The 25,959-nt window shown below is 71.5% G+C and carries 21 protein-coding genes and 1 riboswitch; of the genes, 7 read left to right on the plus strand and 14 right to left on the minus strand.

What is annotated here, in order from left to right; all coding sequences use genetic code 11:
• Positions 1-6: 6 nt before the first annotated feature.
• Entirely contained in the window at positions 7-660 is a 654-nt protein-coding gene (locus ACZ6TU_RS34615; RefSeq protein ID WP_003993508.1) for a response regulator transcription factor, read from the minus strand.
• A 413-nt stretch (positions 661-1,073) separates the two neighbouring features.
• Here ACZ6TU_RS34615 and ACZ6TU_RS34620 point away from each other — a divergent pair, with 413 nt between their 5' ends.
• Positions 1,074-1,247: a hypothetical protein gene (locus tag ACZ6TU_RS34620; protein ID WP_179272427.1), complete on the plus strand. Its 174-nt coding sequence runs from the start codon at positions 1,074-1,076 to the stop codon at positions 1,245-1,247.
• A 119-nt stretch (positions 1,248-1,366) separates the two neighbouring features.
• Here the strand turns inward: ACZ6TU_RS34620 and ACZ6TU_RS34625 are convergent, their stop codons facing one another.
• Together ACZ6TU_RS34625 and ACZ6TU_RS34630 are read right to left on the minus strand one after the other, a co-directional pair.
• On the minus strand, positions 1,367-2,182 hold the full coding sequence (locus ACZ6TU_RS34625; RefSeq protein ID WP_467680943.1) for an inositol monophosphatase family protein: 816 nt from the start codon (positions 2,180-2,182) through the stop codon (positions 1,367-1,369).
• An 8-nt stretch (positions 2,183-2,190) separates the two neighbouring features.
• On the minus strand, positions 2,191-3,318 hold the full coding sequence (locus ACZ6TU_RS34630; RefSeq protein WP_469552841.1) for a ferrochelatase: 1,128 nt from the start codon (positions 3,316-3,318) through the stop codon (positions 2,191-2,193).
• A 159-nt stretch (positions 3,319-3,477) separates the two neighbouring features.
• Here ACZ6TU_RS34630 and ACZ6TU_RS34635 point away from each other — a divergent pair, with 159 nt between their 5' ends.
• The 3 genes from ACZ6TU_RS34635 to sepH all read left to right on the plus strand — a co-directional run bounded on the left by ACZ6TU_RS34635 (position 3,478) and on the right by sepH (position 7,636).
• Positions 3,478-4,716 carry an MFS transporter gene (locus tag ACZ6TU_RS34635; RefSeq protein ID WP_469552843.1) on the plus strand — a complete coding sequence of 413 codons (1,239 nt, stop codon included), beginning with the start codon at positions 3,478-3,480 and terminating at the stop codon, positions 4,714-4,716.
• Positions 4,676-6,004 (plus strand): D-arabinono-1,4-lactone oxidase, encoded by a 1,329-nt coding sequence (locus ACZ6TU_RS34640; protein ID WP_469552844.1) that lies wholly within the window; start codon positions 4,676-4,678, stop codon positions 6,002-6,004. The genes ACZ6TU_RS34635 and ACZ6TU_RS34640 overlap by 41 nt, the downstream gene beginning before the upstream one ends.
• 597 nt (positions 6,005-6,601) lie before the next feature.
• The gene (sepH, locus tag ACZ6TU_RS34645) at positions 6,602-7,636 is read left to right on the plus strand and encodes a septation protein SepH (protein ID WP_467680951.1); all 1,035 of its coding nucleotides are present in this window, start codon (positions 6,602-6,604) and stop codon (positions 7,634-7,636) included.
• A 68-nt stretch (positions 7,637-7,704) separates the two neighbouring features.
• Here the strand turns inward: sepH and ACZ6TU_RS34650 are convergent, their stop codons facing one another.
• On the minus strand, positions 7,705-8,556 hold the full coding sequence (locus ACZ6TU_RS34650; RefSeq protein ID WP_469552847.1) for a sulfurtransferase: 852 nt from the start codon (positions 8,554-8,556) through the stop codon (positions 7,705-7,707).
• A gap of 251 nt (positions 8,557-8,807) precedes the next feature.
• Here ACZ6TU_RS34650 and ACZ6TU_RS34655 point away from each other — a divergent pair, with 251 nt between their 5' ends.
• Complete coding sequence (locus ACZ6TU_RS34655; RefSeq protein WP_467680955.1) at positions 8,808-9,611, plus strand: VOC family protein; 804 nt, start codon at positions 8,808-8,810, stop codon at positions 9,609-9,611.
• A 71-nt stretch (positions 9,612-9,682) separates the two neighbouring features.
• Here the strand turns inward: ACZ6TU_RS34655 and ACZ6TU_RS34660 are convergent, their stop codons facing one another.
• Genes ACZ6TU_RS34660 through ACZ6TU_RS34675 form a run of 4 tightly spaced genes read right to left on the minus strand, consistent with a single transcriptional unit; the run spans position 9,683 to position 15,051 of the window.
• Positions 9,683-10,333 (minus strand): thymidine kinase, encoded by a 651-nt coding sequence (locus ACZ6TU_RS34660; protein WP_467680957.1) that lies wholly within the window; start codon positions 10,331-10,333, stop codon positions 9,683-9,685.
• Between the two features lie 57 nt (positions 10,334-10,390).
• Positions 10,391-11,587, minus strand: a complete 1,197-nt coding sequence (locus ACZ6TU_RS34665) for an alkaline phosphatase family protein (RefSeq protein WP_467680959.1) — start codon at positions 11,585-11,587, stop codon at positions 10,391-10,393.
• The gene (locus ACZ6TU_RS34670; protein WP_467681129.1) at positions 11,587-12,183 is read right to left on the minus strand and encodes a DUF5998 family protein; all 597 of its coding nucleotides are present in this window, start codon (positions 12,181-12,183) and stop codon (positions 11,587-11,589) included. The genes ACZ6TU_RS34665 and ACZ6TU_RS34670 overlap by 1 nt, the downstream gene beginning before the upstream one ends.
• A gap of 42 nt (positions 12,184-12,225) precedes the next feature.
• Complete coding sequence (locus ACZ6TU_RS34675; protein ID WP_467680961.1) at positions 12,226-15,051, minus strand: bifunctional acetate--CoA ligase family protein/GNAT family N-acetyltransferase; 2,826 nt, start codon at positions 15,049-15,051, stop codon at positions 12,226-12,228.
• Between the two features lie 178 nt (positions 15,052-15,229).
• On the opposite strand from ACZ6TU_RS34675, the gene ACZ6TU_RS34680 reads away from it, so the two are divergent.
• Positions 15,230-15,511, plus strand: a complete 282-nt coding sequence (locus tag ACZ6TU_RS34680) for an HPr family phosphocarrier protein (protein WP_003993478.1) — start codon at positions 15,230-15,232, stop codon at positions 15,509-15,511.
• Between the two features lie 173 nt (positions 15,512-15,684).
• Here ACZ6TU_RS34680 and ACZ6TU_RS34685 read toward each other — a convergent pair whose 3' ends face one another.
• From ACZ6TU_RS34685 to ACZ6TU_RS34700, 4 genes are all read right to left on the minus strand, one after another.
• Entirely contained in the window at positions 15,685-16,380 is a 696-nt protein-coding gene (locus tag ACZ6TU_RS34685; RefSeq protein ID WP_467680964.1) for a GntR family transcriptional regulator, read from the minus strand.
• A 187-nt stretch (positions 16,381-16,567) separates the two neighbouring features.
• Positions 16,568-17,353 carry a M23 family metallopeptidase gene (locus ACZ6TU_RS34690; protein WP_467680966.1) on the minus strand — a complete coding sequence of 262 codons (786 nt, stop codon included), beginning with the start codon at positions 17,351-17,353 and terminating at the stop codon, positions 16,568-16,570.
• Positions 17,354-17,366: 13 nt separating this feature from the next.
• A riboswitch (cyclic di-AMP (ydaO/yuaA leader) is annotated at positions 17,367-17,530 on the minus strand.
• A gap of 192 nt (positions 17,531-17,722) precedes the next feature.
• On the minus strand, positions 17,723-19,111 hold the full coding sequence (locus ACZ6TU_RS34695; protein WP_467680968.1) for a M16 family metallopeptidase: 1,389 nt from the start codon (positions 19,109-19,111) through the stop codon (positions 17,723-17,725).
• Positions 19,108-20,484, minus strand: coding sequence for a M16 family metallopeptidase (locus tag ACZ6TU_RS34700; protein WP_467681131.1), 1,377 nt, complete (start codon positions 20,482-20,484; stop codon positions 19,108-19,110). Before ACZ6TU_RS34700 ends, ACZ6TU_RS34695 begins: the two co-directional genes overlap by 4 nt.
• Before the next feature lie 450 nt (positions 20,485-20,934).
• Here ACZ6TU_RS34700 and ACZ6TU_RS34705 point away from each other — a divergent pair, with 450 nt between their 5' ends.
• Positions 20,935-23,391: a DNA gyrase/topoisomerase IV subunit A gene (locus ACZ6TU_RS34705; RefSeq protein ID WP_467680970.1), complete on the plus strand. Its 2,457-nt coding sequence runs from the start codon at positions 20,935-20,937 to the stop codon at positions 23,389-23,391.
• Between the two features lie 5 nt (positions 23,392-23,396).
• On the opposite strand, the gene ACZ6TU_RS34710 is transcribed toward ACZ6TU_RS34705, so the two are convergent.
• Positions 23,397-24,455 (minus strand): CobW family GTP-binding protein, encoded by a 1,059-nt coding sequence (locus ACZ6TU_RS34710; protein ID WP_467680972.1) that lies wholly within the window; start codon positions 24,453-24,455, stop codon positions 23,397-23,399.
• A 241-nt stretch (positions 24,456-24,696) separates the two neighbouring features.
• The gene (locus ACZ6TU_RS34715) at positions 24,697-25,857 is read right to left on the minus strand and encodes a citrate synthase/methylcitrate synthase (RefSeq protein WP_469552854.1); all 1,161 of its coding nucleotides are present in this window, start codon (positions 25,855-25,857) and stop codon (positions 24,697-24,699) included.
• Between the last annotated feature and the right edge of the window lie 102 nt (positions 25,858-25,959).

Genomic DNA, 25,959 nt, shown 5'->3' on the forward strand with positions numbered 1-25,959 from the left:
GGTCGATCAGATCCGGTAGCCGGAGCCGGGGACGGTGACGATCACCGGCGGCTCGCCGAGCTTGCGGCGCAGGGTCATGACCGTCACGCGCACGACGTTCGTGAACGGGTCGGTGTTCTCGTCCCAGGCCTTCTCCAGCAGCTGCTCCGCCGAGACGACGGCGCCCTCGCTGCGCATCAGCACCTCCAGGACGGCGAACTCCTTGGGCGCGAGCTGGACCTCCTTGCCGTCGCGGAAGACCTCGCGGCGGTTGGGGTCGAGCTTGATCCCGGCGCGCTCCAGGACCGGCGGCAGGGGCACGCTGGTGCGCCGGCCGAGGGCACGCACGCGTGCGATGAGCTCACTGAACGCGAACGGCTTGGGCAGATAGTCGTCGGCGCCGATCTCCAGGCCCTCCACCCGGTCGCTGACGTCGCCGGAGGCCGTGAGCATCAGCACGCGCGTGGGCATGCCGAGCTCGACGATCTTGCGGCAGACGTCGTCGCCGTGCACGAGCGGGAGGTCGCGGTCGAGGACGACCACGTCGTAGTCGTTGACGCCGATGCGCTCCAGGGCGGCCGCACCGTCGTACACGACGTCGACGGCCATGGCCTCCCGGCGCAGTCCGGTGGCCACCGCATCGGCGAGCAGTTGCTCGTCCTCGACGACGAGTACGCGCACGTCCCTGGTCCTTCCTCATGTCCACCCGCGTAGCGCCGCACAGGCGCAGACGGGCAGGGGTCTTCGACGGTGTGTTGGTGTGTTGCCCTCCATCCTGCCCTTTTCGGCCATAAGTCCGAGGTAAGGCGGGTGAGGGGGACGGGGCCCGAGGCGGAATAAGAGATTTTCTCCTCCGGTTAGGTTTCCACGGAACGGAGCTTGGGGAGGACGGCTTTACATCCCACGATCACCCTCTGCTGGTACCGCACCACCATGCGGTGCGCATCAACCCGCTTTCCGCAGTGCGGGCGTGGGTGTCCGGCACCGTCGCCGCCCAGCTGAGCGGCGCTGGGCATCCACCGGAGACGTGATCGTCCCTTCCGAACGGCACACCCCCGTGCCACGACCCACGACCCAGGACGAGGGGGCGCAGCATGGACGCATTCACCGCAGGACTTCTGCAGCGCATAAGGGCGACCGAGTCCGATCTGTCCCGGGCTCGCGACGAGGGCGACGAATTCCTCGTCGAGGTGGAGCAGGGCGAGCTCGACGACCTGCGCCGTCTCGCCGCCGAGCACGGTGTGGAGGTCGGCGCGACGAGCGTCTGATCAGGCCGTACGAAGCGGGCCCCGGGGAATCCAGCGCCGGGGCCCGCTTCGTCGTCTCGCGGCCCTGTTCACTCGGTGTTCGGCGTGGCGCCGGCCGTCGTATGACGGCCGGGTCGTCCTCAGTCGTGCCAGGCCCCGAAGTCCTCCAGCAGGCGCTGGAGGGGCTCGAAGACGCCCGGGGTACCCGCGACTGTCAGATCACCTGACGGGCGCTCTCCGGGGCGTCCACCGGTCAGCGCGCCCGCCTCCCGGGCGATCAGGTCGCCCGCCGCGAGGTCCCAGGCGTGCAGGCCGCGCTCGTAGTAGCCGTCGAGGCGCCCCGCGGCCAGGTCGCACAGGTCGACCGCCGCCGAACCACCTCGCCGGATGTCGCGCAGCAACGGGATCAGCCGCTGGGCGACCTCGGCCTGGTGAGCGCGGACCTCGTGGACGTAGTTGAAGCCCGTCGAGACCAGCGCCTGGTCCAGGGGCGGCGCGGGACGGCAGGCCAGCCTGCGCTCACCGTCCCAGGCACCGGTGGCCCAGGCTCCGCCGCCGAGCACCGCGTGGAAGGTCTCGCCGCGCATCGGGGCCGTGACGACTCCGACGACGGTCTCGCCGTCCTGCTCGGCGGCGATGGAGACGGCCCAGGTGGGCAGCCCGTACAGGTAGTTGACCGTGCCGTCGAGCGGGTCGATGACCCAGCGGACGCCGCTCGTGCCCTCCGTGGCGGCGCCCTCCTCGCCGAGGATGCCGTCGTCCGGGCGGCGTTCGGCGATCAGGCCGGTGATGAGCTTCTCGGCCGCGATGTCCATCTCCGTGACGACGTCGATGGGGCTGGACTTGGTCGCGGCCACCGCGAGGTCGGCCGGGCGCCCGTCCCGCAGCAGCGCGCCCGCGCGGCGAGCGGCCTCATGGGCGAGGTCGAGCAGGTCCTTGTGCAGGGGGTCGGTCATGGGGCTCCTCACGCGTAGGTGCTGTCGGCGCCCGCGGCGGCGGGGCGGGCGGCGCGGGCCGGGCAGCAGCCGGCCGGGCAGAGGTGGTGGCTGGGCCCGAGGGCGCCCAGGGCGCAGGGGGTGACCCCCTGCCCACGCTCGACGGCGGCGCGCTCCACGACGAGCTCGCGGATCGCGGCGGCGAACCTCGGGTCGGCGCCGACGGTGGCCGAGCGGCGCATCGGCAGCCCGAGCTCCTCCGCCTTGGCCTTGGCCTCCGTGTCGAGGTCGTAGAGGACCTCCATGTGGTCGGAGACGAACCCGATGGGGGCGATCACCACGGCCGGGACACCGGCCGCGTGCCGCTCCTCCAAGTGGTCGCAGATGTCGGGCTCCAGCCACGGGATGTGCGGGGCGCCGGAGCGGGACTGGTAGACGAGCTGCCACGGGTGGTCGACGCCGGTGCGCTCCCGGACGGCGTCCGCGATCAGCTGCGCCACGGCCAGGTGCTGCCTGACGTACGCGCCGCCGTCTCCGTGGTCCGCGACGGGCCCGGAGGTGTCGGCGGAGGCCGTCGGGATCGAGTGCGTCGAGAAGGCGATGTGCGCCCCGTCCCGGACGTCCTCGGACAGCTCGGCGAGGGAGCGGATCACCCCGTCGATCATGGGCTCGAGGAAGCCGGGGTGGTTGAAGTAGTGCCGCAGCTTGTCGACCTTCGGCAGCTCCAGCCCCTCGGCCTCAAGGGCCGCGAGGGCGTCGGCGAGGTTCTCGCGGTACTGGCGGCAGCCCGAGTACGAGGCGTAGGCGCTGGTGGCGAGGACCAGGACGCGGCGGCGGCCGTCGCGGACCATCTCGCGCAGCGTGTCCGTCAGATAAGGCGCCCAGTTGCGGTTGCCCCAGTAGACCGGCAGGTCCAGGCCGTGGTCGGCGAAGTCCTTGCGCAGGGCGTCCAGCAGGGCCCGGTTCTGGTCGTTGATGGGGCTGACCCCGCCGAAGAGGAAGTAGTGCTGCCCGACTTCCTTGAGGCGTTCCTTGGGGATGCCGCGCCCCCGCGTCACGTTCTCCAGGAACGGGACCACGTCGTCCGGGCCTTCCGGGCCGCCGAAGGAGAGCAGGAGCAGGGCGTCGTAGGGGCTGACATCGCGCGCGTCTGGCATGAGTCGATCCTGCCACCCGGCACTGACAGCCGGGAAACGGCGGGGTGACGCCTGCGCGGCGGACGGCCGGAAGTGGGCCTTGACGGGTGCGTCGGGCGCACGCCGAGGCGTAATCTGTGTCGACTGCGTTCGCAGCTTACTGAGCCTTCCGGAGACCCCGTGCCCAGCCCCTACCGCGCCCTGTTCGCCGCTCCCGGCAGCAAGGGCTTCTCCGCCGCGGGCTTCCTCGGCCGTATGCCGCTGTCGATGATGGGCATCGGCGTCGTCACAATGGTCTCCCAGCTCACCGGGCGGTACGGCCTGGCCGGCGCGCTGTCGGCCACCATCGCGCTGGCGGCGGCGGTGGCCGGACCGCAGGTCTCGCGGCTGGTGGACCAGTACGGACAGCGGCGGGTACTGCGGCCGGCGACGCTGATCTCGCTCACCGCTGCGGCCGTCCTGCTGTTCGCGGCGCACTACGGGTGGCCGGACTGGGTGCTGTACGCGGCGTGCGTCGGCATCGGCTGCGTGCCGAGCGTCGGTGCGATGATCCGGGCCCGCTGGGCGGCCCTGTACCGGGGCACGCCGCAGCTGCACACCGCGTACTCGTTCGAGTCCGTGGTGGACGAGGTGTGCTTCATCTTCGGGCCGATCATCTCCATCGGCCTGTCCACGGCCTGGTTCCCGGAAGCCGGCCCGCTGCTCGCCGCCTGCTTCTTGGCCGTCGGCGTCTTCTGGCTGACCGCGCAGCGCGCCACCGAGCCGGAGCCGCATCCGCGAGAGCACCGCGGCGGGGGCACGGCGCTGCGCTCGCCCGGCCTTCAGGTCCTGGTGGCCACCTTCGTGGCGACCGGGGCGATCTTCGGGGCGGTCGACGTGGTCACCGTGGCCTTCGCCGACGAGGAGGGGCACAAGGCCGCCGCGAGCATCGTCCTCGCCCTGTACGCGGCCGGTTCCTGCGTGGCGGGCATGGTCTTCGGGCTGCTGCGCTTCGCCGGGGCACCGGAACGCCGGTGGTTGCTGGGCGTGTGTGCCATGGCCGTGAGTATGATCCCCCTCCTACTGGTCGGAAACTTGCCGTTTCTGGCCGTGGCGCTGTTCGTTGCGGGTCTGTCCATCGCTCCGACGATGATCACGACGATGTCCCTCATCGAAGAGCACGTACCACGCGCGCAGCTCACCGAGGGCATGACCTGGGTGAGCACCGGGCTCGCGGTGGGGGTCGCACTCGGCTCCTCCGCGGCCGGCTGGATGATCGACGCTGCCGGGGCGCGTGCCGGGTACGGGGTTCCGGCGGTGGCCGGGGCCGTCGCGGTCGCGGTGGGTTTCCTCGGATTCCGTCGGCTCAAGCGGCCGGCTACGGGTCGGGGAGGCTCCGTTGAGCAGCACAGCGAACGGAAAGAACGGCACGTGGCGTAACTGGGGCGGCAACGTCTCCGCGCGTCCCGCGCGGCAGGTCACCCCGGCCTCCGTCGACGAACTGGCCGCCGCCGTGCGGCGGGCCGCCGAGGACGGCCTGAAGGTGAAGGCCGTCGGCACCGGACACTCCTTCACGTCCATAGCGGCGACCGACGGCGTGTTGATCCGCCCTCAACTGTTGACCGGCATACGCGACATTGATCGCGAGGCCATGACCGTCACGGTGGAGGCCGGCACCCCGCTCAAGAGACTCAACATGGCCCTGGCGCGCGAGGGACTGTCGCTGACGAACATGGGCGACATCATGGAGCAGACGGTCTCCGGGGCCACCAGTACCGGCACGCACGGCACGGGCCGCGACTCCAGCTCGATCGCCGCCCAGATCAAGGGCCTGGAACTGGTCACCGCCGACGGCTCGGTCCTCACCTGCTCCGAGAAGGGGACCGACGAAGAACGCGCGGTCTTCGCGGCCGCCCGCATCGGCCTCGGTGCCCTGGGCATCGTCACCGCGATCACCTTCGCCGTGGAGCCGCTCTTCCTGCTCACGGCCCGCGAGGAGCCGATGCCGTTCGACAGGGTCCTCTCCGACTTCGAGGAACTCTGGGCCGAGAACGAGCACTTCGAGTTCTACTGGTTCCCGCACACCGGGAGCACCAACACCAAGCGCAACAACCGCAGCGCGGGCCCGGAGAGGCCGGTGCCGCAGCTCCAGAGCTGGATCGAGGACGAGTTCCTCTCCAACGGGGTCTTCCAGGTGGCCAACTGGGTCGGCCGCGCGGTGCCCGCCACGATCCCCGCGATCGCCCAGATCTCCAGCAAGGCCCTGTCGGCGCGGACCTACACCGACATCCCTTACAAGGTCTTCACGTCTCCGCGCCGGGTGCGCTTCGTGGAGATGGAGTACGCCGTTCCGCGCGCGGCCGTCGTCGAGACGCTGCGCGAACTGAAGACGATGGTCGACCGCTCCGGCCTGAAGGTCAGCTTCCCCGTGGAGGTGCGTACCGCTCCGGCGGACGACATCACGCTGTCCACCGCCTCGGGCCGGGACACGGCGTACATCGCCGTCCACATGTTCCAGGGCACGCCCTACCAGCGGTACTTCACCGCCGCCGAACGGATCTTCACCGCCCATGAGGGTCGCCCGCACTGGGGCAAGGTGCACACCAGGGACGCCGAGTACTTCTCCCGGGTGTATCCGCGGTTCGCCGAGTTCACGGCACTTCGGGACCGTCTCGATCCTGATCGGCGGTTCCAGAACGACTACTTGCGGAGGGTTCTGGGGGCGTAGGGGACGCACTGGGGTGGCCCCGGGTGCGGGTGCGGGTGCGGTAGACGATGCCCGAGGTGAACTCGCCGGGCGCCGGAGGCGCTTGCTCCTGAGCGTGCCGCCGCAGGTCGCGACGACACTGACGGCGCCGGCGCCGGCGCCGGCGCCGGCGCCGAGAATCGTGCCGTAGACCCCGAAGTGGGACGCGTGTCCGAAACAGTTAGTTCCGTTTCTGGTGATTACGTGAAGTTCCCCACGTTCAAGATCGCGAAAAGCGGGGACAGGGCGGCCGAGTCCGTCTCCTTGCCAGAAGTTCGACGGCGCGCCAATCCACGCAGGTGGCCCAAATGGAGTACTGTTGCGAGCCCTGGGTCCGGTCTCCTGTCAGGGTGCACGGGGCCTTAAGGACCGCCGGGAGGGGGCCAGTTGCACAGGGTGACAAAGTTCGTCACTTAGCGTTGCGAATAGGTAACCGTGCCATAACGGCGATCCAGGGCCTGCGCCCGACACGCCGGGCAACTCGGCAAGGTTGTGGCAGGCTGCACCCGGGCAGGCCACACTCGACTAGCGGAAGCAGCGACGCACGTGACGTCGGCAGGCACCACCCGGGAGGTCCCCATGCCCGAACTGCGTGTCGTGGCCGTCTCGAATGACGGCACACGGCTGGTGCTGAAGGCTGCGGACAGCACGGAGTACACGCTTCCGATCGACGAACGGCTCCGCGCCGCCGTGCGCGGCGACCGTCCTCGCCTCGGCCAGATCGAGATCGAGGTGGAAAGCCACCTCCGCCCCCGCGACATCCAGGCGCGTATACGTGCCGGTGCGACCGCGGAAGAGGTCGCGCAGATGGCGGGCATCCCCGTCGACCGGGTCCGCCGCTTCGAGGGTCCCGTGCTCGCCGAGCGTGCGTTCATGGCCGAGCGGGCCCGCAAGACCCCGGTCCGCCGCCCCGGCGAGAACTCCGGTCCGCCCCTGGGCGAGGCCGTGCAGGAGCGGCTGCTGCTGCGCGGTGCCGAGAAGGACACCGTCCAGTGGGACTCGTGGCGTCGCGACGACGGCACGTGGGAGGTCCTGCTGGTCTACTGCGTCGCGGGCGAACCGCACTCGGCGAGCTGGACGTACGACCCGCCCCGGCGGCTCGTACAGGCCGTCGACGACGAGGCGCGCATGCTCATCGGCGAGTCCGACGACCTGGCCGCGCCCGAGCCCAGCTTCCCGTTCGTCCCGCGGATCGCCCGGCTGCCGCGCGACCGGCCGCTGGACCGTTCCGCCGACCGGGAGCGGCCCAGCCTTCCGGCAGCGGCGTCCGAGCCGATGGAAGAGAGCACGGGTGAGCGGGACTCGCTGACCAGCCTGCTGGAGGCGGTGCCGAGCTTCCGCGGCGACCTGGTGGTGCCGGAGCACCCAGCACCGGAGCCCGAGGAGGAACCCGTCGCCGAACCGGAGGCGGAGGAGCCCCCGGCTCCCGCCGCCTCGGCCGGCTCCGCCTACGCGGACGTCCTCATGCCGCGCTCCGTCGGCAGCCACCGCGACCGGCTCATCGGCGCCACCGACCGGCAGGCCGAGGCCGACGGCGTCCGACCGGGCCGCAGAGCCGCCGTCCCGAGCTGGGACGAGATCGTGTTCGGGACGCGGCGCAAGAAGCAGGAGTAGCCGGATCAGCTTCGGTTTCACGAGAGCGAGGGCCGCGCCTTCCGGGCGCGGCCCTCGCTCATGTCGGGTTACCGGGGATCCGGTCCAACCGCCACCGGCCGGTCCGGGTCCGAGGACCACTCCGACCACGAACCCACGTACAACTCCGCCGGAATGCCCGCGATCGCCAGCGCCAGGACCTCATGGGCCGCGGACACCCCCGACCCGCAGTACACGCCGACCCGCGCGTCCTCGGTCACGCCGAGCCCCTTGAAGCGCGCGCGCAGTTCCCCGGCGGGGAGGAAGCACCCGTCCGCCCCCACGTTCTCCGTGGTGGGCGCCGACACCGCTCCCGGGATGTGCCCGGCCACCGGATCGATCGGCTCCACCTCGCCCCGGTAGCGTTCCCCCGCCCGCGCGTCCAGCAGCACCCCGGACCTCGCCAACGCCGCGGCGGCGTCGGCGTCGAGCAGACCGGACGCCCCCGGCTCGGCCACGAAGTCGCCCTCGGCCGGTGTCGGCACGCTCTTCTCCAACGGCCCTTCCCAGGCCGGCAACCCGCCGTCGAGGACCCGCACGTCCGGGTGACCCGTCCAGCGCAGCAGCCACCACGCCCGGGCCGCCGCCCACCCCTGGCCGCCGTCGTACACGACCACCGGCGTCCCGGACGACACGCCCGCCCGGCGCATCGCGGCGCCGAAGCGCGCGAGGTCGGGCAGCGGATGCCGACCGCCCTCCCCCGGCGCCGAGGCCAACTCCCGGTCCAGGTCGACGAAGACGGCCCCGGGAAGGTGCCCTGCCTCGTACGCGGCCCGGCCGTCGTACGGCGGCTCCCCTGCCGCCTTGGCCGCGGTGAGCTGCCAGCGGACATCGAGCAGGACGGGCGGGTTGGCGCCCGTCAGGTCGCTCGCGAGGTCGGATGCGGAGATGATGGCGTTCATGGCTCCATCCTCGCGCACAGGGGTGGCCGAGCGGCCCGGGTCCGGTTACTCTGCTCGGCCGAGCCTGGGCGATCACGCGGTGTGCGGGAACAAGCACATGCTGTACAGCTGAACGACACGTGCCGACAAGCGCGCCGCAAGGGACAGCGCACCGCGCATCAGGCATTCTCCCGGGCAGGGGCCGCCCCGCCGGGCGTACCCACGCGGGCTGCGCAGGGCACGCCCACCGCGAGGCCGAGAAGAGAGTGACGATGACCGACGCACGGGAGTCCGCCGGCCCGAACGGCGCAAGACCCGCTCGACACACGCCCGGCACGCCCTGCTGGGTGAGCCTGATGGTGCACGGGCCGGCCGCGACCCAGGAGTTCTACGGAACGCTGTTCGGCTGGGAGTTCCAGCCGGGCCCCCAGCAACTCGGCCCGTATGTACGGGCGCTGCTCGACGGGCACGAGGTGGCGGGGATCGGCCGGCTGACGCCGGACCGTCATCTGCCCATCGCGTGGACCCCCTACTTCGCCTCGGAGAACGTGGATCTGACCGCCGAGACGGTGCGCAGCTGCGGCGGCACGATCGGCGTGGGCCCACTGGACGCCGCCGACGCCGGCCGCCTGGCGATCGGCTCCGATCCCTCGGGGGCGGTCTTCGGCGTGTGGCAGGCCGCCGCGCATCTCGGCACGACCGTCTCGGGCGTCCCCGGCACGCCTGCCTGGAACGAGCTGCTGACCTTCGAGTCGGCGACCGTCGCCAAGTTCTACCGGACGGTGTTCGGCTACCAGGAGGAGCCGGTGGTGTCCGCCGACTTCGACTACGTGACCCTGAATCTCGGGGGCGGGCCCGTCGCCGGCATCCATGGGCTGGGGCGGGCCCTGTCCCGCGACCGGGGCCCGCACTGGGTGACGTACTTCCAGGTCACCGACGTCGACGACGCCCTGGACCACCTGGTGCATCTGGGCGGGCAGGTCCTCAAGCCGGCCCACGACACCGCGCACGGCCGGGTGGCGACGGTGGCGGATCCGGAGGGGGCGCGGTTCGCGCTGCTGCAACGGCAGTTCTGACCTTCTGCCGGCCCGCCGGAGGGGCGGGACGGCACCGACGGGTGGTCAGGAGGACGACACCGCCCGGATGATCAGGAGGACGACACCGGCAGCACGTCCGGGGACAGGGCCGCCGCGTGGGCCGCCGCCGAGGTCATGCGGCGCCTGTGGTGGCGGCGGCACAGGACCTCGTAGCCGACCTCGTCGGCGGAGTGGGTGACGTCTCCGACGACCACCTGGGCGCCCTCGACGACCATGACGCCCCCTATCGTGCGGGCGTTGTGCGTGGCCCGGGCGCCGCACCAGCACAGGGCCTCGACTTGGAGCACCTCGACCCGGTCGGCCAGTTCCACCAGCCGCTGGGAGCCGGGGAACAGCTTGGAGCGGAAGTCGGTCGTGATGCCGAAGGCATAGACGTCGAGACCCAGGTCGTCGACCACACGCGCGAGTTGGTCGATCTGCTCCGGCGCGAGGAACTGCGCCTCGTCGGCGATCACGTAGTCCGCGCGACCGCCCTGCGAGAGGTGGTCGACGAGGTAGGCGTAGAGGTCCTGGCCGTCCTCGACCTCCACCGCGTCCGTGACCAGGCCGAGGCGCGAGGACAGCTTGCCCTCGCCGGCGCGGTCGTCGCGCGAGAAGATCATGCCCTGGAGGCCTCGGGCCGAGCGGTTGTGCTCGATCTGGAGAGCCAGCGTCGACTTCCCGCAATCCATCGTTCCGGAGAAGAACACCAGCTCGGGCATGTCGAGTTGAGCACCTTTCGGCGTGGGAGATCAGACAGGAGAGGTCGGGTCGGGACTTCAGGAGCGTACTTCGAGCAGCGGGACCAGCTGCTCGGCGGGGGTCATGGAACCGTGGTTGCCGACCATCGCCGACTCCTTCGGCTCCCGCTCGGAGGCGATGAGCAGGACGTCGTCGCGCGCGGCGGCGACCACGTCGCCGATACGGCCGTACACCCGTTCGTCGATCTTCGGGCCGAACCAGCCCGCCGCGATGGCCTCGTCGCGTGAGGCCACCCAGAACTGCTCGCCGAGCACCTCGCGCCAGCAGGTCAGGACGTCGTTCGCGGCGCCGGGCACCGCGTAGACGTGCCGGGCACGGCCCTCGCCGCCGAGCAGGGCGACTCCGGCACTCAGCTCCCAGTCCTCGTCGAAGTCGATGCGATGCTCCTCGTCGAACGGCACGTCGATCATGCCGTGGTCGGCGGTGACGTAGAGGGCGCTGCGCGGCGGCAGTTGCTCGGCCAGGCGCTGGACCAGGCGGTCGACGTACATGAGCTGGCCGCGCCAGGTGTCGGAGTCGACGCCGAAGCGGTGGCCGGCGCCGTCGACCTCGGCGAAGTACGTATAGACCAGGGAGCGGTCGCCCGCGGCCAGTTGCTCGGCCGCCAGGTCCATGCGGTCCTCGCCGGTCAGCCGCCCGAGGAACGTGCCGCCGCTGAGCGCGACGCGGGTCAGCGGGGTGTTCTCGAAGGTCGGGGACGACACCTGCGCGGCGTGCACCCCCGCCTCGTGCGCCAGCTGGAAGACCGTCGGGTACGGCTGCCAGGCGCCGGGCGGGGTCCACGGCTGCCAGCGCAGCTGGTTCATCAGCTCGCCGGTGTCCGGGTTGCGCACGGTGTAACCGGGCAGGCCGTGCACGCCGGGCGGCAGGCCGGTGCCGACGGAGGCCAGGGAGGTGGCCGTGGTCGCCGGGTAGCCGGCGGTGAGCGGACGTCCGGTGCCGCCGCGCGAGGTGGCGAGAAGCGACGTCATGAAGGGGGCGTCCTCGGGGTGTGCCCTGAGCTGCTCCCAGCCGAGGCCGTCGATCAGGAACACGCAGTTCCGGTCGGCGGGGGTCAGCTCGGGGATCGCAGCGGTCATGCCCGGCACGCCCAGGCCGGCGGCCAGCGTGGGCAGCAGGTCGGCGAGGGAGCCGCTGCCGTACTCGGGGACCGGCGCGGAGCTGACGGTGAGCGGTTCGGGGTGGTGGTCCCAGGCCGTGTTCGGCTGTGCCATCAGCGGACGCTGTCCGCGGTCGCCTCGGAGAGAGCCTGCGCGAAGGCGAGCGCCTGGCGTACGGTCTCCGGTCCGTCCCCGGCCTCGCTGACGCGCAGGCTGAGGTCGTCCGCCGTCGAGTTGCCGGTGTAGCCGTGGTCCGCCTCGCAGTTGGGGTCGCCGCAGGCGGCCGGCTCCAGGTCGATGCGGGAGACGGCACCCCAGCCGATGGTGAGGACGACCTCGCGGGGCAGCGTGCCCGGCTTGTACGACTCCGGGTTGGCGACCACGCGGCTGACCACGATCGACGAGATACGGCTCAGCTTCACGGACTCCGTCGACGTCGTGGCGTACGGTGTCGGGGAGGTGCTGTCGGCGGCCTGTTCGTCGGTGTGGCTGACGATGAAGCGGTGGTCGGTGAGGACGAGCACCGTCACGTGCCGCCGCACCTCGTTCTGGTCGAACGTCGTCTCCTGATGGACCAGGTACGACCGAATGGGCTCGCCGCCCACGGCGGCCTCCACCGCCTCGGCCACGAGGGCCGGGTAGTAGCCGCTGCGCTCGATCGCCGCCCGCAGCCCCTGGGTCGTCGTACTGGTCTTGGCCATGACGCCCATCCTACGGGGGACCACTGACTGCGAGGCACCGCTCGCCCCCTGTCAGTACGCGGGGAGGGTCCGCGGGCCGAGGTCGTCGCGGGCGGGCGGTGGCGCGAGGCGGACGGAGGCGCCCAGGACGCTCAGGCCGTGCGAGGCGACGACGACCGGCTCCAGGGTGACCGCGACGACCTCGGGGTGGTCGTCGACCAGCCGGGACACCCGCAGCAGCAGTTCCTCCAGGGCGCCGGTGTCGGCCGGTGCGGAGCCGCGCCAGCCGAACAGCAGGGGTGCGGTGCGGATCGAGCGCACCAGCGATGTCGCCTCCTTGTCGGTGACCGGGATCAGCCGGTGGGCCGTGTCCCCGAGCAGCTGTGAGGCCGCCCCGGCGAGCCCGAAGGAGAGCACGGCTCCGGCCGCGGGGTCGATCACGGCCCGTACGACGACGTCCACGCCGCGCGGCGCCATCCGTTGCACGACAGGGCGCAGCTCCTCGGGCGCGCCGAACAGCTCGGTCAACTCGGCGTACGACCGCCGCAGTTGGTCCTCGTCGGCGAGGTCGAGGCGTACACCGCCCAGGTCGGCGCGGTGCCGCAGGTGCGGGGCGGTGGCCTTGAGGGCGACGGGGTAGCCGAGGGTGCGGGCGGCCTCGACGGCGGCGTCGGGGGTCGGGGCGGGCAGGGCGCGGTGGACATGGATGCCGTAGTGGCCGAGCAGGTCGCAGGTCTCTTCCGTGCCGAGCGTGAGTCCCTGGCCGCGTGCGAGGAGCCCGCCGATGAGCGTGGCGGCGCCCTTCTCGTCGATGTCCTCGTACTCGGGCACCCTGCCGGGGTCGGCGGCGTCGCGCCGCCACTGCGCGTAGGCGACGGCCTGTGCGAGGGCGCGGACGGCCCGTTCGGCGGCGGGGTAGGCCGGGATGAGGTGGGAGTCCTCAGAGGGTTCTCCGGGGGGCGTCGGGCGAGGGGCGACCTGAGGGCTGTCGGGGTGGGCTTGTGGCTGATTGTCCGCCTCGGCCTGCGGTGCCGTGCTCGCCGCCGCCGACAGGGCCTCTGCCAGGCCGCCCAGCTCCACGTGCACCACCAGGACCGGCTTGGCCGGGGCGGCGGCCGCCGCGGAGCGCAGCGCGTCGGCGAGGGCCGCGTCCGCGACCGAGCCCTCCCCCACCGCCGGTATGGCGGTGACGACCACCGCGTCGCATCGGTCGTCGGCCAGCGCCCGAGACAGGGCCGTGTGGAAGTCCGCGGCGGAGGCCGCCGTGGTCAGGTCCTGCGGAGGGTGCGGCCGCAGCCCCTCGGCGAGACACGCGTCGTACGTCAGCAGGCCGAGCGACTCGGAGTTGCCGAGGATCGCCACCCGGGGCCCGGCCGGCAGCGGCTGGCGGGCGAGGAGCAGCCCGGCGTCAACGAGCTCGGTGATGGTGTCGACCCGGATGACACCGGCCTGTCGCAGCAGCGCGGAGACGGTCGCGTGCGGCAGCCGGGTCGCCTGTACGGCATGCCCCTGGGGGGCCGCTCCGTGCCGGGCCCCCTGGACCACGACCAGCGGCTTCGCGGCGGCGGTCCGGCGGGCGAGGCGGGTGAACTTGCGGGGGTTGCCGATGGACTCCAGGTACATGAGGACGACGTCGGTGTCGGGGTCCTCGTACCAGTACTGGAGGACGTCGTTGCCGGAGACGTCGGCCCGGTTGCCGGAGGAGACGAAGGTGGAGACGCCGGTCACGCCCGTGACACCGCTGCCGCGCCGGTGCAGCCGGGACAGCAGGGCGATGCCGATGGCGCCGGACTGGGCGAACAGGCCGATCCGGCCCGGGCGCGGCGTCTCGGGGGCGAGGGAGGCGTTGAGCCGTACCCGCGGGGAGGTGTTGATGATGCCGAAGGCGTTCGGCCCGATGATCCGCATGCCGTACGTGCGCGCGTGCCGCACGAGGGCGCGCTGGCGTTCGCGCCCCTCGGTGCCGCTCTCGGCGTATCCGGCGGAGACCACGACCAGCCCCTGCACGCCGTGTTCACCGCACTCGGCGACGACCTCGGGGACGTGTTCGGCCGGCACGGCGACGACCGCGAGGTCGACCGGGCCGTCGATGTCCCGCACCGAGCGGTGGGCGGGCACCCTGTCGAGTTCCTTCTGCCCCTCGGGAAGTGCCCTGTTCACGGCATAGAGGCGGCCGGTGTACCCGGCGTCGCGGATGTTGCCGAGGACGCTGCGGCCCACGCCGCCCGGTGTGCGTCCCGCGCCGATGACGGCGACCGAGCCGGGCGCGAGCAGCCGCTGCACGGACCGCGCCTCGGCACGGTGCTCGCGCGCGTACTGCACGGCGAGGGAGCGGTCGGTGGGTTCGAGGTCGAACTCCAGACGGACGACGCCGTCCTCGAAGCTGCGCTTCTGGGTGTACCCGGCGTCCGTGAACACCTTGATCATCTTGTTGTTGGCGGGCAGCACCTCGGCGGCGAAACGGCGGATGCCGCGCTCGCGGGCGACGGCGGCGATGTGTTCGAGGAGAGCGGAGGCGACGCCCCGGCCCTGGTGGGCGTCCTGCACCAGGAAGGCGACCTCGGCCTCGTCGGCAGGTGCGGACGCGGGCGTTCCGTCCGCGCCGATCCGGTCGTAGCGTACGGTGGCGATGAACTCGCCGCCCACCGTGGCCGCGAGTCCCACCCGGTCCACAAAGTCGTGGTGCGTGAAGCGGTGGACGTCCTTGGCGGACAGGCGAGGGTACGGCGCGAAGAAGCGGTAGTACTTCGACTCGTCGGAGACCTGCTCGTAGAAGCTGACCAGGCGCTCGGCGTCATCAACGGTGATGGGCCGGATGCGCGCGGTGCCACCGTCGCGCAGCACCACGTCGGCTTCCCAGTGGGCGGGATACTCGTGCCGGTCCGGCGAGGTCTGCATGGGCCCCAGAGTACGGCTAGCGTCCGACAGCGGCGCGAGGCAGTCTGTGGAGGTCGTCAGTCGGGTCGAGGCCGCGATCCGACGGCACCCCGGGGCGGGACATCAGGACCGCTCCGGCGCAGCTTCACGATATGGGAAACTGGTCTAGACAACCCTGAAAACCGAAGGGCAGCAACACATGGCTGAGCGCCGCGTCAACGTCGGCTGGGCCGAGGGCCTCCACGCCCGCCCCGCCTCCATCTTCGTCCGAGCCGCCACGGCCGCAGGCGTCCCGGTGACGATCGCCAAGGCAGACGGCAACCCCGTCAACGCGGCCTCCATGCTGGCCGTCCTCGGCCTCGGTGCCCAGGGCGGCGAGGAGATCGTCCTCGCCTCCGACGCCGAGGGTGCGGACGCCGCCCTGGACCGGCTGGCGAAGCTGGTCTCGGAGGGTCTCGAGGAACTGCCCGAGACCGTCTGAGCATTCTTTCGCGCCTGATCCGGAGCGCTCTGTTCCGGTGCACCCTGAAGGGCTCGTCCGAATTCATCGGGCGAGCCCTTCGCCATTTCCGGTCGCGGGTCGTTGATTTCCCGTTCTCGGGCAGCAGAAATAATCCCCCGCGAATTACCTGCTCTTTGTATACGGCTCCCGTGTTAATGCCGCAGGCTCGCCGTGTTTACGGGATGTTGCGAGTTCCTCACACGCTCGGCCCGCTCCCCGGCGGAGCCGAAACGCAACCGGTGCGCGGCCGTCGCGCGCTCGGCGTGCAGCGCCGTGACCGCCCGCGCGCGCTCGCTGTCACCGCGCGCCACCGCGTCCACGATCGCGCCGTGCTCGGTCCAGGACTCCACGGGACCGGCCGGCGCGTCGACGGTGTACATCCAGGCGATCTTGTGGCGGAGCTGGGTGAGCATCGAGGTCAGCGCGGGGCTGCCGGAGGCCTGCGCGAGCGTCTCGTGGAACCAGCCGCCCAGGGAGCGCAGGTCGTCGCTGTTGCCCCGGCGAGCGCGCTCCTGGCCGAGCCTGACCAGGCCGCGCAGGACCTTCAGATGGGCCTCGGTGCGGCGCTGGGCGGCGCGGGCGGCGCCGAGCGGCTCCAGCAGCATCCGCATCTCCAGCAGGTCGGCGGCCTCCTGCTCGGTGGGTTCGGCGACGCACGCGCCCGCGTGTCGCCGGGTCACCACGAAGCCCTCGGCCTCCAGGGTGCGCAGGGCCTCCCGGACGGGGACGCGCGAGACACCGTAGCGGCGGGCGAGGAGTTCCTCGGTCAGCCGGCTGCCGCGCTCGTAGACACCCGCGACGATGTCGTCCCGGATGGCCGTGCACACCGAGTGCGCGGGAATACGCATGACCGACCTCCGTTTAATCCCCGTGAAACGTCGACGAGTGACGCGTGTTCCGTGACTCTATTGCAATGAGCCGGAATTTCCGACGGCGGACCGGAATCCATGGATATTTTTTGGACAGTCGGGCGTCACAAACGCCGAAAGCCCCGGCTCGGGGAGCCGGGGCCTCGGGAAGCGGTGTGCTACGCCGTCAGACGCTCACGCCGTGCGAGCGGAGGTAGGCGACGGGGTCGATGTCGGAGCCGTACTCCTGGCTCGTACGGGCCTCGAAGTGCAGGTGCGCGCCGGTGACGTTGCCGGTCGCCCCGGACAGGCCGATCTGCTGGCCGGGGGTGACCTGCTGGCCCACCGAGACGCTGATGGACGACAGGTGGCCGTACTGGGTGTAGGTGCCGTCGTTCATCTTGATGACGATCTGGTTGCCGTAGGAACCGCCCCAGCCGGCCTCGACGACCGTGCCCCTGCCGACCGCGTGGACGGAGGTGCCGCTGGCGGCGTGGAAGTCGACGCCGGTGTGGCTGCCGGAGGACCACAGGCCGCTGCTGGCCTGGTAGCCGGTGGAGACGTACGAGCCGGAGATCGGGGGCACGAAGGTGTTGAGGCGCTTGCGCTCGGCCTCGCGGGCGGCACGCTCCTTGGCCTCGCGGGCCTTCTCGGCTGCCTCCTTGGCCTCCTTGGCCGCCTCGGCGGCCCGCTTGCGGGCGGCCTCCTCGGCCTTCTTCTTGGCGGCGGCCTCCTCGGCCGCCTGCTGCTGAGCGGCGGCCTGGGCGTCGATCTGCTGGGCCACGGTGTCGCCCATGGTGACGACGGGGGTGAGACCGGTCTGCTCGGCGGCGGGTTCGGCGGCGAAGGCCGGGGCGGCCACGGTGCCGATGACGCCGGTGGTGGCGAGGGCCGCGACGCCCGCCGCGCGGGCTGTGCCGCGCTGCATACGGCTGGGACGACGGTGCTTCCCGGTGGCGCGGGTGAACGCCATGGAGTGGCTGGTCCTTTCCTTCCTTCTCGCCTACCGGGTTAGCTGACGGGTTCGGAGCAGGAAGGTCTCCTACGGACCCCCTCGCGGCTCGCGCGGGCGTCCGATTCACCCCAGGGACTGCGTTGGGTCCCCGGCTCCCCTGGCTCGCGCCGTACGGGGACTCGGCGATGACTGTCCGGTGCCGCGGGTGCGGCGCACTGCCTGACGAACAGCCCGGACGAACCTAAGCGGGGCCACTTTCAATTCCCAAACGGATCCCGGTTTTTGTAGCGCATCCCACAGGGCAGACAGGCAACCTCCGCACTAATTCGGGCATAAAGGAGCCCTGGTGCCTTAGAAGACAACCAGGGCCCCTGCGCGCGCGTGCGCCTACTCGGCGGCGACGACCGAGACTTCGCCGATGCCCAGGGCCTCGACCGGGCCCTTGATCTGCGTCGCGTCACCGACGAGGACGGTCACCAGACGGTCCATCGGGAAGGCGCTGACGGCCGCCGCGGTGGCCTCCACGGTGCCGGTCGCGGCGAGCTGCCGGTACAGCGTGGCCTGGTAGTCGTCCGGCAGGTGCTGCTCGACCTGGTCGGCCAGTGTGCTCGCGACGGCCGCCGCCGTCTCGTACTTCAGCGGCGCCACGCCGACCAGGTTCTGCACGGCGACGTCCCGCTCGGCGTCGGTCAGCCCCTCGGCGGCGAGGGTGCGCAGCACCGTCCAGAGGTCCTGGAGGGCGGGGCCGGTGTTGGGCGTGTCCACCGAGCCGCTGATGGCGAGCATCGCGGCACCGGTCCCGTCCGGGGCGGACCTGAGGACCTGGCCGAACGACCGCACCCCGTAGGTGTAGCCCTTCTCCTCGCGCAGCACACGGTCCAGGCGGGAGGTGAGGGTGCCCCCGAGGCAGTACGTGCCGAGCACCTGCGCGGGCCACACACGGTCGTGCCGGTCCGGGCCGATACGGCCGATCAGCAGCTGCGTCTGGACGGCACCGGGGCGGTCCACGATGACGACCCGGCCCGTGTCGTCGGCGGTCACCGGCGGTACCGGGCGCGGCTCGGCCGCGGAGCCGGTCCAGGCGCCCAGCGTGTCGCCGAGCAGGGCGTCGAGGTCGATGCCGGTGAGGTCGCCGACGACCACGGCGGTGGCCGTGGCGGGCCTGACGTGCTTCTCGTAGTAGGCGCGTACGGCCGCGGAGTCGATCGCGGCGACCGTCTCCTCGGTGCCCTGGCGGGGCCGCGACATGCGCGAGCCCGCCGGGAACAGCTCCTTGGAGAGCTCCTTGGCGGCACGGCGGCCGGGGTTGGCCAGCTCGTGCGGGATCTCGTCGAGGCGGTTGCGGACCAGCCGCTCGACCTCGCTGTCCGCGAACGCGGGTGCCCGGAGCGCGTCGGCGATCAGGCCGAGCCCCTTGGCGAGCCGGGAGGCCGGCACCTCCAGGCTGAGCCGGACGCCGGGGTGGTCGGCGTGTGCGTCGAGGGTGGCGCCGGCACGCTCCAGCTCGGCGGCGAAGTCCTCGGCGGAGTGCTTGTCGGTGCCCTCGGAGAAGGCCCGGGCCATGATCGTGGCCACGCCGTCGAGGCCGGCCGGCTCGGCGTCCAGGGGTGCGTCCAGCAGCACCTCCACGGCGACGACCTGCTGGCCGGGGCGGTGGCAGCGCAGCACCGTCAGCCCGTTGCCGAGCGTGCCGCGCTCGGGGGCCGGGAAGGCCCACGGCTTGGCCTCGCCCGCCTGCGGCCGGGGGTGGAAGTCCATCGTGGCGAGCTCGGTCACTTGGCCGCCTCCTCGTTCTCGTTCATGGCCGCGGCTGCGGTGTCCTCGGTGGTGTCGGCGCCGGCCTCGTCGGCGACGGGCTCGTAGACGAGCACCGCGCGGTTGTCGGGCCGCAGGCGGGCCTTGGCGACCTCCTGGACCTCCTCGGCCGTCACCTCGAGCACGCGCTGCACGGCGGTCAGGGCGAGCTGCGGGTCGCCGAAGAGAACGGCGTACCGGCACAGCTCGTCGGCGCGGCCCGCGACCGTGCCGAGCCGGTCCAGCCACTCGCGCTCCAACTGGGCCTGGGCGCGCTCCATCTCCTCGGCCGTGGGGCCCTCCTCGGCGAACCGGGCGAGCTCCTCGTCGATGGCGGACTCGATGACCGGGACCTCCACGTCACCGGAGGTCTTCACGTCCAGCCACCCCAGGGAGGGCGCCCCGGCGAGCCGCAGCAGGCCGAAGCCGGCCGCCACGGCCGTACGGTCGCGCCGTACGAGGCGGTTGTACAGGCGGGAGGACTCGCCGCCGCCGAGGACGGTGAGGGCCAGGTCGGCCGCGTCGCACGCGCGCGTGCCGTCGTGCGGCAGCCGGTAGGCGGCCATCAGGGCGCGCGCCGGGACCTCCTCCTCGACGACCTCGCGCAGCTGCTCGCCGATGATCTCCTGCAGCGTGCCGTCCCGGGGCGCGGGCTTGCCGTCGTGGCCGGGGATGGAGCCGAAGTACTTCTCGATCCAGGCCAGGGTCTGCTCCGGGTCGATGTCGCCGACCACGGAGAGCACGGCGTTGTTCGGCGCGTAGTAAGTGCGGAAGAACGCGCGGGCGTCCTCCAGGGTGGCCGCGTCCAGGTCGGCCATCGAGCCGATCGGGGTGTGGTGGTAGGGGTGGCCCTCCGGGTAGGCGAGGGCGGTCAGCTTCTCGAAGGCGGTGCCGTAGGGAACGTTGTCGTAGCGCTGCCGGCGCTCGTTCTTGACGACGTCCCGCTGGTTCTCCATCGACTCGTCGTCGAGCGCGGCCAGCAGGGAGCCCATGCGGTCGGCCTCCAGCCAGAGGGCGAGCTCCAGCTGGTGGGCGGGCATGGTCTCGAAGTAGTTGGTCCGCTCGAAGCTGGTGGTGCCGTTCAGCGAGCCGCCCGCGCCCTGGACGAGCTCGAAGTGGCCGTTGCCCTTCACCTGGGCGGAACCCTGGAACATCAGGTGCTCGAAAAGGTGAGCCAGGCCGGTACGCCCCTTGACTTCGTGGCGCGAACCGACGTCGTACCAGAGGCACACCGCCGCGACCGGGGTCAGGTGGTCCTCGGAGAGCACCACGCGCAGGCCGTTGGCCAGGCGGTGCTCGGTCGCTGTCAGGCCCCCGGAGCCTGCCTGGGCGGTGGCCGTGTGACCCATGGGCATGTACGTCCCTTCGATCGCGGCGCGGTCGTTCAAACCGCGGTTTTCCTGGCGAGTCCTGCCACTGTATGCAAGTCTGCGGGGCCCTGGTGAAGTTCCCGGGGGGCGTACGCGGAGAGCGAGAGGGGGAAGCGGCCCGGGGCGGTGTGCGGTGGCGACAGCGTGCCCGGCCCGGGGCCCGGGGCCACCGTGTCCGCGCGCGGTGATCCCGGCACACGGAAGGCAGGCCGGAGCCGGGAGGGCGCCGGACGAAAGGCCACGGACAGGCCGGCCCACGGCAGTCCTCCGACGGGGCCCGGCCGCCGCCGCGGCCCGACGAGCGGCGCCCTCGGACCGCCTGCAGACCCCTGCCGGGGAGGCCGTAGACAGGGTCCTGGTCCCGGTTGTCAGTGCGGCGGTCCACAATGGTCGGCGTCAGATCTCGTTCCACGCTTCAGCAAGGAGCCGGCAGCGATGGCCCGCCGCAGCACGAAGACCCCGCCGCCCGACGACTCGTACGAGGAGAGAATCCTCGACATCGACGTCGTCGACGAGATGCAGGGCTCCTTCCTCGAGTACGCGTACTCGGTCATCTACTCCCGCGCCCTGCCCGACGCGCGCGACGGCCTCAAGCCGGTGCACCGCCGCATCGTCTACCAGATGAACGAGATGGGCCTGCGCCCCGAGCGCGGGTACGTCAAGTGCGCCCGCGTCGTCGGCGAGGTGATGGGCAAGCTGCACCCGCACGGCGACGCGTCGATCTACGACGCCCTCGTGCGCATGGCCCAGCCCTTCTCGATGCGCGTCCCCCTGGTCGACGGCCACGGCAACTTCGGCTCGCTGGGCAACGACGACCCGCCGGCCGCCATGCGGTACACCGAGTGCCGGATGGCCGAGGCGACGAGCCTGATGACGGAGTCCATCGAAGAGGACACCGTCGACTTCAACCCCAACTACGACGGCCAGGAGCAGGAGCCGGTGGCGCTGCCGGCCGCCTTCCCGAACCTCCTGGTCAACGGCGCCTCGGGCATCGCGGTCGGTATGGCCACGAACATGCCGCCGCACAACCTGCGCGAGGTCATCGCCGCCGCCCGCCACCTGATCAGGCACCCGAACGCCGATCTCGACGCCCTGATGAAGCACGTCCCGGGCCCGGACCTGCCCACCGGCGGCCGCATCGTCGGCCTGTCCGGCATCCGGGACGCGTACGAGAGCGGCCGCGGCACGTTCAAGATCCGGGCCTCGGTGTCCGTGGAGCCCGTGACGGCCCGCCGCAAGGGTCTCGTGGTCACGGAGCTGCCCTTCACGGTCGGACCGGAGAAGGTGATCGCCAAGATCAAGGATCTGGTGGGCTCGAAGAAACTCCAGGGCATCGCCGACGTCAAGGACCTCACCGACCGCGAGCACGGTCTGCGCCTGGTCATCGAGATCAAGAACGGCTTCGTGCCGGAGGCGGTCCTGGAGCAGCTCTACAAGCTGACGCCGATGGAGGAGTCCTTCGGCATCAACAACGTGGCCCTGGTCGACGGCCAGCCGCTCACGCTGGGCCTGAAGGAGCTGCTGGAGGTCTATCTCGACCACCGCTTCAACGTCGTACGGCGGCGTTCGGAGTTCCGCCGCGGCAAGAAGCGCGACCGGCTGCACCTGGTCGAGGGCCTGCTGACGGCCCTGCTGGACATCGACGAGGTCATCCGTCTCATCCGCTCCAGCGAGAACTCCGCGCAGGCGAAGCAGCGCCTGATGGAGCAGTTCTCGCTGAGCGAGGTGCAGACGCAGTACATCCTCGACACGCCGCTGCGCCGGCTGACCAAGTACGACCGCATCGAGCTGGAGACGGAGAAGGACCGGCTCAACGCGGAGATCGAGGAACTGACCCGGATCCTCGACTCGGACACGGAGCTGCGCAAGCTGGTCTCCACCGAACTGTCCACGGTCGCCAAGAAGTTCGGCACCGACCGGCGTACGGTCCTGCTGGAGTCGGGCGGCGCCCCGGTCGCCGCGGTGCCTCTGCAGGTGGCCGACGACCCGTGCCGCGTGCTGCTGTCCTCGACGGGTCTGCTGGCCCGTACGGCGAACGGTGAGCCGTTCGCGGAGGACGCCGGTGCCAAGCGCGTGAAGCACGACGTGATCATCTCGGCGGTACCGGCCACCGCCCGGGGCGAGGTCGGCGCGGTCACTTCGGCGGGCCGGCTGCTGCGGCTGAACGTGGTCGACCTGCCCCAGCTCCCGGAGTCGCTGTCGACGCCGAACCTCGCGGGAGGCGCCCCGCTGGCGGAGTTCGTCTCCCTGGAGGACGACGAGACGGTGGTCTGTCTGACGACGCTCGACGAGTCGTCGCCGGGCCTGGCGCTCGGCACGGCACAGGGCATCGTCAAGCGCGTGGTGCCGGACTACCCGGCCAACAAGGAAGAACTCGAGGTGATCACCCTCAAGGAAGGCGACCGGATCGTCGGCGCGGTCGAGCTGCGCACCGGCGAGGAGGACCTGGTCTTCATCACCGACGACGCCCAGTTGCTGCGCTTCCAGGCGTCCCAGGTCCGCCCGCAGGGCCGGCCCGCCGGCGGGGTGGCCGGCATCAAGCTCTCCGAGGGCGCGAAGGTCATTTCCTTCACGGCGGTGGACCCGGCCGTGGACGCCGTGGTCTTCACCGTCGCCGGCTCGCGGGGCACGCTGGACGACTCCGTGCAGACGACGGCCAAGATGACCCCGTTCGACCAGTACCCGCGCAAGGGCCGCGCCACAGGCGGCGTCCGCTGCCAGCGGTTCCTGAAGGGCGAGGACTGCCTGTCCCTGGCCTGGGCGGGCCCGGCCCCGGCCCTCGCGGCGCAGAAGAACGGCACCCCGGCCGACCTCCCGGAGATGGACCCGCGGCGTGACGGCTCGGGTGTGTCCCTGGCGAAGACGGTGGCCGTGGTGGCGGGGCCGGTCTAGAGGGCTCAGGCAGGCTCTGCCGGGTCCTCCTCCGGGTTCTGTACGTACCTGAGGACGCCCCACATGCCGCGCTCGTCGGCGTGTGGGGCGTCGCTCCTGCACGCGCCGAGTTCCTTGTCGAGGGCGGAGGTGTCGATGGCGGAGCCGATGAGGACCAGCTGGGTGAGGCGTTCACCGTCGGCCGGCCACGGCTCCGGGTAGAAGCGCAGGAACCGCCCGACGGCATGAACGGCGTAGCGGTTGTGGACGTCGTAGGGCCCGAAGTCGACGTAGCCCTTGATCCGGTACAGCCCCTCGGGACGGCTGTCGAGGAACTCCATGAGTCGGCGCGGATCGAGGGGCTCCCGCGAGACGAACGACAGGCTGTCGTAGGCGCTGTGCAGGTGCTCGGCGTGGTCGTCCGCGCCGTGCTCGTGCAGGTCGTCGAAGGACAGCTGCCCGATGCGTTCCTCACTCGGCCGGCAGTCGAAGAGGAACTCGGGGTCGATGCGGCCGTAGGAGGCCGGGACGACGGCGGCGCGGTCGACGAGGGAGCGGACCAGTCCGAGGACGCGTTCGCCGTCCGCCGCCCGGTCGAGCTTGTTGACCACGACGAGATCGGCCAGCGCGAGATGCCGGTCGATCTCGGGATGCCTGGACCGGGTGTCGTCGAACTCGGCGGCGTCGACGACCTCGACGAGCCCGCCGTACACGATCCCCGGGTGCTCGCTGGCAAGCACCATCCGCACGAGTTCCTGCGGCTCGGCCAGCCCGCTCGCCTCGATGACGATCACGTCGATGCCGAGGGAGGGTTCCGCGAGCCGTTCCAGGTACTGGTCCAGCTCGCTCGCGTCGACGGCACAGCACAGACACCCGTTGCCCAGCGAGACCGTCGAGTCGCCGAGCGCCCCCGCCACGGCCATCGCGTCGATCTCGATGGCCCCGAAGTCGTTGACGATGGCGCCGATACGGCTGCCGCCGCTGCGGTGGAGGAGGTGGTTGAGCAGTGTGGTCTTTCCCGAGCCGAGGAATCCGGCCAGGACGACGACCGGGATCTGCTGCGGTTCCGGGCTCGGCAGGCTCACCGTGCGACCTCTCTCACGCCGACGCGTGCACCGGCTCGCGTTCCCGGCACACGTACGAGGATGGGATGCCGCCCCAGGATACGAGCCGTGGGGATCGCGACGAAGTGAACGATTGTCAGCAGCACTCGCGGGCCAGACGTCGGGCTTGGCGCCGACCTGGCCGAAGGAGGCCACGCCGTCGCGACGCCCGATCAACTCAGCGCAGCAGCACCTGCGCCGGGAGTTGCCTTGTTCGCCGACCTCACTTTCGGCCACTCACTTGCGGGGCTGGTCCCACATAGCGCGCCACCGGCCTGATGATCTTCGTGTCCTCCGCCTGTTCCAGGATGTTGGCGCTCCAGCCGACCACCCGCGCGGCGGCGAACGTCGGTGTGAACATCTCGCGGGGCAGGCCGCAGAGTTCCATGACCAGGCCCGCGTAGTACTCGACGTTGGTGTGGAGTTCCCGGCCCGGTTTCAGCTCCGCCAGGATCGTCTCGACCTGCCGCTCGACTTCCACGGCGAAGTCCACCCGCGGACCGCCGAACCCCTGGGCGACCTCGCGCAGCATCCGCGACCGCGGGTCCTCCGTGCGGTAGATCGCGTGCCCGAAGCCCATGATGCGCTCACCGGCGAGCACCCGCTGCCGCACCCAGGAGTCGATACGGTCCGGGGTGCCGATCTCGTCCAGGGTGTCCAGCGCGCGACTGGGCGCACCCCCGTGCAACGGCCCCGACAGCGCCGCCACCGCACCGGCGAGGCACGCCGCCACGTCCGCACCCGTCGACGCGACGACCCGAGCCGTGAACGTTGACGCATTGAATCCGTGATCAATGGTTGAGATCAGGTATTGCTCGATCGCCCGTGCGTGCTGCTCGGTCGGCACCGAACCGGTCAACATGTAAAGGTAGTTGGCCGCGTACAGCAGGTCCTCGCGCGGCTCCACCGGCTCGAGTCCCTGCCCCAGCCGGTGCAGCGCGGTGAGCAGCGTGGGTACGGCCGCGGCCGCCTCCAGGGTGTCCTGCCTGCGCCGGTCGGCATCGATGTCGTACACGGGCCGGAAACCCTTGGCCGCGCCCAGCAGCGACAGTGCCGTGCGCATCCCGGCGAGCGGGCCGGAGCGCCCGCCGGCCGCCGCGATGGCCGGCAGGGCCGCTCGTACCTCGCCGGGCAGCCGCCGCAGCTCCGCGGTCTCCGCCGCGAAGGCCGCGCTCTGCCGGGCGTCCGGCAGGTCGCCGTGCACGAGCAGGTGCCAGACGTCCTCGAAGGTGCGGGTTCGGGCGAGGTCGACGGCGGAGTACTGCCGGTAGTGGTAGAAGCCCTCGACGCCACGGACGTCACCGATCCGGGTGTCGGTGACGACGACACCGGCGAGTCCCCGTGGTGCGTCGATGAGAGCGGCTGCGGATTTGTTGACGGACATGTCTTCCTCCCTGGACTTGATTCGACTGTCCATGGTTGACTTGACTTATGTCAATATTGATTCAATCAATACAGCAGTCAATGGTCCGCTAGGCGGATACGG

The sequence above is a fragment of the Streptomyces sp. NPDC052064 genome (genome assembly GCF_055585925.1).

What these genes read in the sequence shown, in the direction of transcription:
- ACZ6TU_RS34650 (WP_469552847.1), bottom strand. Translation starts at nt 8,556, where the DNA reads ATGAACGCCATCATCTCCGCATCCGACCTCGCGAGCGACCTGACGGGC.
- ACZ6TU_RS34630 (WP_469552841.1), bottom strand. Translation starts at nt 3,318, where the DNA reads ATGCCAGACGCGCGCGATGTCAGCCCCTACGACGCCCTGCTCCTGCTC.
- ACZ6TU_RS34655 (WP_467680955.1), top strand. Translation starts at nt 8,808, where the DNA reads ATGACCGACGCACGGGAGTCCGCCGGCCCGAACGGCGCAAGACCCGCT.
- ACZ6TU_RS34680 (WP_003993478.1), top strand. Translation starts at nt 15,230, where the DNA reads ATGGCTGAGCGCCGCGTCAACGTCGGCTGGGCCGAGGGCCTCCACGCC.
- ACZ6TU_RS34705 (WP_467680970.1), top strand. Translation starts at nt 20,935, where the DNA reads ATGGCCCGCCGCAGCACGAAGACCCCGCCGCCCGACGACTCGTACGAG.
- ACZ6TU_RS34625 (WP_467680943.1), bottom strand. Translation starts at nt 2,182, where the DNA reads ATGACCGACCCCCTGCACAAGGACCTGCTCGACCTCGCCCATGAGGCC.
- ACZ6TU_RS34660 (WP_467680957.1), bottom strand. Translation starts at nt 10,333, where the DNA reads ATGCCCGAGCTGGTGTTCTTCTCCGGAACGATGGATTGCGGGAAGTCG.
- ACZ6TU_RS34675 (WP_467680961.1), bottom strand. Translation starts at nt 15,051, where the DNA reads ATGCAGACCTCGCCGGACCGGCACGAGTATCCCGCCCACTGGGAAGCC.
- ACZ6TU_RS34700 (WP_467681131.1), bottom strand. Translation starts at nt 20,484, where the DNA reads ATGCCCATGGGTCACACGGCCACCGCCCAGGCAGGCTCCGGGGGCCTG.
- ACZ6TU_RS34665 (WP_467680959.1), bottom strand. Translation starts at nt 11,587, where the DNA reads ATGGCACAGCCGAACACGGCCTGGGACCACCACCCCGAACCGCTCACC.
- ACZ6TU_RS34620 (WP_179272427.1), top strand. Translation starts at nt 1,074, where the DNA reads ATGGACGCATTCACCGCAGGACTTCTGCAGCGCATAAGGGCGACCGAG.
- ACZ6TU_RS34690 (WP_467680966.1), bottom strand. Translation starts at nt 17,353, where the DNA reads ATGGCGTTCACCCGCGCCACCGGGAAGCACCGTCGTCCCAGCCGTATG.
- ACZ6TU_RS34670 (WP_467681129.1), bottom strand. Translation starts at nt 12,183, where the DNA reads ATGGGCGTCATGGCCAAGACCAGTACGACGACCCAGGGGCTGCGGGCG.
- sepH (WP_467680951.1), top strand. Translation starts at nt 6,602, where the DNA reads ATGCCCGAACTGCGTGTCGTGGCCGTCTCGAATGACGGCACACGGCTG.
- ACZ6TU_RS34715 (WP_469552854.1), bottom strand. Translation starts at nt 25,857, where the DNA reads ATGTCCGTCAACAAATCCGCAGCCGCTCTCATCGACGCACCACGGGGA.
- ACZ6TU_RS34685 (WP_467680964.1), bottom strand. Translation starts at nt 16,380, where the DNA reads ATGCGTATTCCCGCGCACTCGGTGTGCACGGCCATCCGGGACGACATC.